Genomic DNA, 7,929 nt, shown 5'->3' with positions numbered 1-7,929 from the left:
GTACTGCAGATGGTTGCATAATGCTGGGTGGCAGTTACCGTGGTTTCATAATAACCCGTAGTGGTATATGTATAAGTAGTGGTGGTGGGAACCCTGAAGCAGTCCACTGTATCATTTGTCAAATAATTTTGGCCATGACTTGTTCTGGCCCCTTCAGCTGGGCCAGTATCATATTTTACAGTAGAAACCATTTGACCGTCTTTGATATTAAAGCCAATAAAGTGACGCTCATCATAAGTCCAGATATCCACTGTTCCCGACCAGCCTGCTCCGATCTTATTGTATGAAATCTCATGAAACCCTGAAACGGAATACTCATCTGCAGGATAATAGCGGGCAATCACCGGATCATACCTGCCATTTTCCCTGTTCTCTACAAACATAATGTTCTGTATCACTGTCTTGCTTGGGTCTGCCTGGGGCATGTTATCCGTAAACTCACTGGTCAGTACGATCTCCTTATTGGCCAGATTCACTTCATAGACCTTTCTTCCATCCGGCCACTCGTAAATATGGAATTTGTTCCAATCAGGTTCCTTTTCAAAGAATGGTAAAATCAGCTCCTGACTTTCTGTCCTGAAGTTGATTCCGGTGTTATTGATTCTTAATTCCTCTTTGTGTGATTCAAACCAATTCCTTATTAACGAAAGGTCATCATTTGTCTGTTCATATTTTGATTCAAATTTCTCTAGATCCTCTAGACAGGAGATAAAGAGTAAAGGAATCAGTACAATTACTGAAAATAAAGCAATCCATTGATAGATTTTATTACCTAATCGGGAAAAATGAGGGGGGTAAATTTAGGTTGTTGCATATTAAAATAGTTTACTGATAAAATATTTAGGTCAATTTAAGTTTCTTAGTTTAAAAAGACAAGATTTAATGGAATAAAAATTAAGTTAACCTTATCCAATCATTCCGCTTAAAAATGAATAAGCCCTCCAAGGGTTCCGAACCCTTGGAGGGGTTGAAGAATATCAATCCTTCTTCAAAGTAAACGCTGGCAAGTGCATAATCTTGCCTCCTGCCATGGCAGACTCGTGGGCCAAAATGCCCACACAGGTGATATTGGCAGATTGCCTGGCATCAGGATAAGGTGCCCTGCCTTCATCCAAAGCACTTAAAAACTCATGCACCAAATGTGGATGGGATCCCCCATGTCCAGCCCCTTGAATGAATGATAAATGCTGGTTGTCATCCGAATCATACACGCCTGCAGTAGTAAAAGAAGCAATTTCATCCGGCAAGAGATGGGCATAATCAGGAACCTTTACCCTTTCTGGAACCTCACCCGTATGGATGACACTGTCTTCATGCTCAATAAGCGTCCATTCAAAGGATTTTTTGGAACCATAGACATCAAAGCTTTCCCTGTATTGTCTGGCGGTATTGAAAAGGGAACGGGTCACCTCTGCAGCTAAATCAGAATCCTTGAACTTGATATGGCAGGTTTCTATTGCAAATGGGGAACCATATTTTGGAATCAGGTTTTCATCAATTCTGCCTGAACCCAAGCAGGACACGTATTCGGCCTGGGCATTGGGCAATGCCAAGACGGGGCCTACACAGTGGGTAGCATAATGCATGGGAGGCAAACCTTCCCAATAGCCTGGCCAACCGGCCATTTCCTGCTGGTGACTGGCCCTGAGGAACTGAATCCTGCCCAATTCGCCTTTCTCATACATCTCTTTTACAAAAAGGAATTCACGGGAATAGATCACCGTCTCCATCATCATATAGGTCAAACCAGTCTCTTCGCAGGCTTCCACAATTTGACGACATTCTTCTATGGTAGTAGCCATAGGCACAGTACAGGCCACATGTTTTCCGGCCCTTAATGCTTTAAGCGATTGCTCGGCATGTGCCTGAATTGGGGTATTGATATGTACCGCGTCAATATTGGGGTCTTTGAGCAATTCATCGTAATCTGCATAGCGTACATCCACTCCAAAGGCATCCCCGATTTCATTCAGCTTTTCTTCGTTTCTTTGGCAAATGGCATACATGTTGGCCAAAGGGTGTTTTTGATAAATCGGAATAAATTCTGCCCCGAAACCGAGGCCAATAATGGCGATATTGATTTTCTTTTGGCTCATATAATTTGGGTTTTAATGATTGACTAATGGGTAAAAAAACGGCCTTTGCTCCAATCTTTCAAGAAGGCCAGGCCTTTCTCGGCAAATAAATCCTGACTTGAGGCCAGTGGCTTCCAAATACAAACTGCCCCAGCCAATTCCTGAACATTTGGGGTGAAACTCTCAATGGAAATACATCCCTGGTAATTCACTGCTTCCAATCCCCGTTTGAAACTGTCCCAATGGGTTTGCCCAGTTCCAGGAATCCCTCTATGGTTTTCCGAAACCTGCACATGTATCAGTTTGTCTCCAACCAGGCGTACTGCATCTTCCATGTTGGCTTCTTCTATGCTCATATGAAAACTGTCTAGCAGCACCTTGGCCCTAGGGTGGTTGATGTCATCGATCAGCTGCATCAGTTCTTTGCTGTTATTGATCAGGTCAGTTTCAAAGCGGTTCAACGCTTCAAGGGCAATATCCTGCCCCCAATCAGCGGCCATTTCACATACCTTTTGAAGATTATTTACAGCTCTTTCCCACTCTGTTTTTTTCTGCTCTTCACTTACCAACCTGGCTTTTCCAACAGCTGAGTACATGGGGCCGGCCACGAATGAAGCCCCTAGCTCTGCGGAGATTTTGAAACAGGCAGAAAGGTAGTCCAAACAAATTTGGTGGTATTTGGGATCATCATGGGTCAAATCCCTGCTCGGACCGAAGGCCCCACAGACCAAGGCTTGTAAGCCATTGTCTTCGAGGGCTTTTTTTACCTCTTTCCCATCAATTAGGCTTGGGTCTTCCACCGGTATCTCCACTTTATCAAACCCCATTTCCTTTATTTTAGGGAACAGTTTTAGGGTACTTTTATCAAAAGGAGAGGTCCACAGCCAGGTACTCACTCCAAAACTTACATTCAAAAACATAGCTTTACTTTTATTCTACGATCATTATACCGTTCATAATTCTCCAATGCCCCGGCACAGTACAGATGAATGGATACTCACCTGGTTCTTTTGGTGCAAAGAACATCAAGGTTTCCATATTGTTGGGATCCACCAATTTTGAGGCGATAATGATTTCAGGCATATCAGGAATATAGTGTTTGTCAATCCCTTGGGGATCCCTGGCCATGGCGTCCGCGGCACGTCCCACTTTTTCCAATGAGCCTTTTTGGGCAATCAGCAAGTTATGTTGCATGAAATCCTTGTTTTCAAAATCTATGATCACAGGTTGGCCGGCTTTTACCTTGAAATTGGCCAAATCGTATTTCATTTCATGAGGAATCACTCCTAGCTTAATGACTACCGCATTTTCCCTTGAAATTCCTAGGTCCTCCGCAGAAAATCCGCTCATGGCAGTGGCAAAATCAAAGGCAGGATTTTTAAAACTGATATAGCTGTCCCTTCCCATTCTTCCTCTTAACCAGGACCAACCTTCATAGTCTCCCACCTGGTTTTCCCCGCCCCAGTCATTTCCTACACGCACATTGCCTGGGGATAAGCTTTCTTTGAAAAGCCCCGGAGTCTGGACTTTTCCTATCAATTGTTCATCCATGTACAACTCCATTACCCCGCTTTCCAGGAGGTTGGCATAAACAGTAAAGAAATTATTTGGAATTTTACCTTTGCTTGTCAGGGTATAGGCTTTGCCGTCTTGTTTGACTACCCAATAAAGGATATCATCCCAAACATAAATGACATAACCATTTCGTTTATTACCTTGAGCCACAATGGCTCCGATAAGGCCCTCATTGCCTTTGGCCAATTCTGTCCTAATGTGGATTTCCTTACCCTTAGCGTCAGGAGGGAAGGCAATTGGGGCACGCCTGTCTAGCCTATACTCTTCTTCTACAATACTTTTTGCAATTCGTTCGGGGAGGTTAATCAAACTATCCGCTTTACCAGCTTGATACAGGTCAATGAGTTTTTTGTCAAAATAATCGGGGTGGTTCAATACCCCTGCGAAGATGATTTGCGCCAAATAAAGGTCATCGGCATTCCACCTGTCCAAGCTGGCTTGGTAAAGGAATTCAGATACTTCCGGAGATGCAGGAACTTGGGCAATCAGCTGGAAAGCAGATTTTCGGACATTGAGGTCCTTGTCCTGATGCAATTTGGCAGCCGTAACTGCCTTGAAACTTTCCATATTCCTAGGCAAAACTTCAATGGCATTTCTCCTCACCCCTGCAGAAGGGTGGTTTAGCGCTTTTGTGACTACCTGTAGGCTGTTTTTATCTTCACCATCCAACAAACCCAAACCATGTAAAGCCCAAAGGGCATGAATGGTCGGGGTATTGAGTCCTAGTTCATCGGTTTTCTTATTTTCTATCAGTTTATATAGTTCTTTGGCAATTCCGGTGTTTTGGTTTTCTACGATCAACCTTTGGGCAGTGATTCGCCAAAACATGTTGTCTGAATTCAGTCCGGCGATCAGGTCCTTATTTTTGTTAGGGTCGATGGACATGGTTTTATAATCATCATTTCCCTTATAGACCACCCTGTAAATTCTTCCGTGCCTATTATCCCTAAGCGGATTGATGTAGGCATTTCCAGCCCCGTTTTCAAAACCTTTTGGCGTAGGATTGTGCTGAATGATAAAGTTGTACCAATCTGCTACCCACAAAGCCCCATCAGGTCCCACCTCAGCATGTACCGGAGAGAACCATTCATCCGAACTGGCCAAGATGTTGAATCCATTTCTTTCTTTGAATCCAGACCCATCTTTTTCGATGATTGCATTGTGAAGGACACGCCCAGTGGGTTCGGCTACGAAGGCAATTCTGTTCCAGTAATGTTTTGGGAAGTTTCTTGCGGTATAAAAGTTATGTCCTGCCGCTGCAGTGTACCCTCCGTGGTAGTCCACCTGTCTTAAAGCAGGGGTAAGGTGAGGCATATCGAAATGGCTGTCAATACCAAATACCGTATTGTTCATGCCACCACTGATAGGCCTTCTGACGAATTCATTGCTCATGGCCAAGAAAGCACTATGCTGTCCGTTAGCAGTAGAGATAAATACATTAAAGTCTTCTGAGAAGCCTAAACCCCAGGTATTGTTGCTAGTGGAACCCAAGTATTCGAAATCAGAAGCATCTGGGGTAAAGCGATAAACGCCTTGGGAAAAGTTGAATTCTTTGCCGCCAATTTCTCCTTTGAAGCCGGAGTAACCCAATACGCCCCAAATTTTATTATCGAAGCCATATTTCAGATTGGATGGACCGGCATGGGTATCGCTTTTTCCCCAGCCGGTAATGACAACTTCCCTGAGATCAGCTTTTCCATCTCCATTTGTGTCTTTCAGAAAAATGAAATCCGGAGCCATGGAGATCAATATCCCGCCATTGACTGCAACCAAGCTGGTAGGGATATTTAGACCTTCAGCAAAAATGGTGATTTTATCTGCCTTACCATCTCCATTTGTGTCTTCCAAAATTTTGATGCGGTCGTTACCCCCCTCTTGTCTTACTTCATTGGGGTAATCTTCTGTTTCAATCACATACAGCCTTCCCTTTTCATCCCAGCACATGGCCATTGGATTGACAATATCCGGCTCAGAAGCGAATAATTGCAATTCAAAGCCAACAGGCAGTTGAACCAATTTCATAGACTCCTCTGGGCTTAATGGGAATTGATATTTTGGAGGAGGCACCCTGTTTTCGTAATTCGGTATATCAGCCTCTTCAAACTTAGGTTGGGGGATTTCAAACGCAGCAACTTGAGCAGCTACTTTATCACCGATGGCCCACATGACGCCATTGGCCACTAGGGTATGGAATTCCGTTTTGGACCAGGTACGTTCATCATGTCCATAAGCTGTATAAAATACCCGACCTTTTCCCTGATTTCTGATCCATGTCCAAGGCTCTCTATGACCATTTTCTTCTCTTTCCATCAACACTGTCATATCCGGATTGATTTGGGAGTGCAGGTAAGTTTCATCCCAGGTTTCAAAAACTTCTACCCCTTGCATGATGGGATGATCAGGAACAATGATGTCCACAGTGAACTCACCTGTTCCATGGGATTTGAACTGCCCCCCAACTGCGGCTACATACCAGTCCGAATTGCGGAAGCAAAAAGAGGCAGAGTGAAGTGGGATAAATCCTTTTCCACTTTCCACATACTTTTTCAATGCTGCTTCTTGGGAAGGGGTAATTTCGTCATGGTTGGCATAAATCATGATCCCATCATACATGTTCAATGTTTGATCATTCAGGTCATTGGGATCTGAAGTATAATGCAGATTGATGCCTTTGGGGAAAAGTGCCCTTGCCAAAATTGGCATTAATTTCTCCGAGTCATGATGTTTGGAATCATGGCCTAGAAACAAAATTTCAGCCCGTCTTGGACCATCGTGAAGGGGATTGAAGCTGGTTTTGGTCTGACAAGAGATGATAAAAGTCAGAACCAGATAGGTGAAAATCCTTAGTATTTTCATGGAACGTATATTTTGGGTATTATTCGGTATTATCGGATGATAAATTTTGTAAAAAATAGAACGTCCGTCTCACTGTTTTTTGTCTGATAATGACTGTTTTTTGATTTTTTATTTGAATTCAGAACATATTTTTAGCATTATTAAGGAAGTTATGAAACAGGCCCTTCAGAAATCCAGAATACCTTCCAACAAAGCCTTTGTAGCGAGAGAACTGATAGCTCCTTATTTTGATAACCATTGGCATTTTCATCAAGAGTACCAATTGTTTTTGGTGCTGGAGGGTAGGGGAACAAGGTTTATAGGAGATCAGATGAAGCCTTTTCGGGAGTTTGATATGGTTTTTACCGGTCCCAATTTACCCCATCTCTGGAAAAATGATGCGGCATATTTTGAAAAGGAGAGTAAGTTAAAGACCCATGGGATTGTGGTATATTTTGGGGCTGATTTTTTAGGAAATGCGTTGTATGAGAAGGAGGAGTTGGAGCTGATCAGAAACCTTTTTCAGCGCTCTCTCAGGGGATTGGAAATTACCGGATCCACCAATATGAAATTAAGGGAAAAGATGAAAGAATTGGTGGGTAAAAGCGGTTTTGAAAGCTATTTATTATTGCTGGAAATTTTAAAAACCATTGCCAACTCATCAGACTGTCAGACCATCACGCAAGCGGAATACACCAATAACAACAAAGAATCTGAAAAGGACAGGATGCGGAAAGTGTATGAATATGTTACGGAAAATTTTCAAAAAAAAATCCAGTTGGAGGAGGTTGCCAACCTGGCCAATATGACTGAAAGTGCCTTTAGCCGGTATTTCAAGTCCAGGATGAACAAGACCTTTTCTGAATTTCTTTCCGACGTCAGAATCAGCCACGCCTGCAAGTTGCTTCATGAACAGGACATCAATATCAGTCAGGTTTGTTATGAGAGTGGCTTCAATACCCTTTCCAATTTCAATAAACAATTTAAGGAGAGAATGAGCGTCAGTCCTTTGGTATACAGACGGGATTATCAGAGGACTTTGGAGTAAAGGTATGAAAGGTTGAGGTCGAAAGGAATTTCGGAAGAACAGATAATTTGTACCAAGTATTTTTGGAAGGAGGATTTCGGAAGTGATTATGCCAAAAGGTAAATTAGGGCGTGCTGAATAACGCCAATTGGAGAATAATTTCTTTAAATTTTGATGAATACTACATTTATTAAGAGTTGTCTTTTTAAGCAGGTGCAAACTTATTAAATGATCCAGTTTGATTTGCGTGCACTTGAAAATTTCAAAATTCGAAATTTTCAGGTTAGGCTCAGGCATACCATCCCTGCCTGTCGACTTGACAGGTTCTTCATTGGGCTCATTCGAAGTATAAGCATACATCTTTATTCGCCCGCTTTGAAGCTGGCATACCTGAGACTTTTTCAGCAAGCCCTAAAT

6 protein-coding genes are annotated in these 7,929 nt (G+C 42.8%); 2 read left to right on the top strand and 4 right to left on the bottom strand.

Annotated features, from left to right (window positions below; genetic code table 11):
- The 4 genes from QZT73_RS01890 to QZT73_RS01875 all read right to left on the bottom strand — a co-directional run.
- The coding region (locus tag QZT73_RS01890) for a hypothetical protein (protein WP_291786321.1) at positions 1–476 on the bottom strand (476 nt) is incomplete at its 3' end.
- 501 nt (positions 477–977) lie between these two features.
- The gene (locus tag QZT73_RS01885; RefSeq protein ID WP_291786318.1) at positions 978–2,096 is read right to left on the bottom strand and encodes a Gfo/Idh/MocA family oxidoreductase; all 1,119 of its coding nucleotides are present in this window, start codon (positions 2,094–2,096) and stop codon (positions 978–980) included.
- Between the two features lie 23 nt (positions 2,097–2,119).
- Positions 2,120–2,995 carry a sugar phosphate isomerase/epimerase family protein gene (locus QZT73_RS01880; RefSeq protein ID WP_291786315.1) on the bottom strand — a complete coding sequence of 292 codons (876 nt, stop codon included), beginning with the start codon at positions 2,993–2,995 and terminating at the stop codon, positions 2,120–2,122.
- 10 nt (positions 2,996–3,005) lie between these two features.
- Positions 3,006–6,506, bottom strand: coding sequence for a PVC-type heme-binding CxxCH protein (locus tag QZT73_RS01875; protein ID WP_291786313.1), 3,501 nt, complete (start codon positions 6,504–6,506; stop codon positions 3,006–3,008).
- 151 nt (positions 6,507–6,657) lie between these two features.
- Here QZT73_RS01875 and QZT73_RS01870 point away from each other — a divergent pair, with 151 nt between their 5' ends.
- Positions 6,658–7,533 (top strand): AraC family transcriptional regulator, encoded by an 876-nt coding sequence (locus QZT73_RS01870; protein WP_291781945.1) that lies wholly within the window; start codon positions 6,658–6,660, stop codon positions 7,531–7,533.
- A 207-nt stretch (positions 7,534–7,740) separates the two neighbouring features.
- Positions 7,741–7,929 (top strand): hypothetical protein (locus QZT73_RS01865; protein WP_291786311.1); only part of this gene is annotated, 189 nt, incomplete at its 3' end.

This window comes from Cecembia sp., assembly GCF_007126775.1.
Taxonomy (GTDB): Bacteria; Bacteroidota; Bacteroidia; order Cytophagales; family Cyclobacteriaceae; genus Cecembia.
This window is presented reverse-complemented; position numbering and strand designations above follow the sequence as displayed.

Excerpts from the sequence above, each read along its gene's own strand:
- QZT73_RS01885 (WP_291786318.1), bottom strand. The coding sequence starts at position 2,096 with ATGAGCCAAAAGAAAATCAATATCGCCATTATTGGCCTCGGTTTCGGG.
- QZT73_RS01880 (WP_291786315.1), bottom strand. The coding sequence starts at position 2,995 with ATGTTTTTGAATGTAAGTTTTGGAGTGAGTACCTGGCTGTGGACCTCT.
- QZT73_RS01875 (WP_291786313.1), bottom strand. The coding sequence starts at position 6,506 with ATGAAAATACTAAGGATTTTCACCTATCTGGTTCTGACTTTTATCATC.
- QZT73_RS01870 (WP_291781945.1), top strand. The coding sequence starts at position 6,658 with ATGAAACAGGCCCTTCAGAAATCCAGAATACCTTCCAACAAAGCCTTT.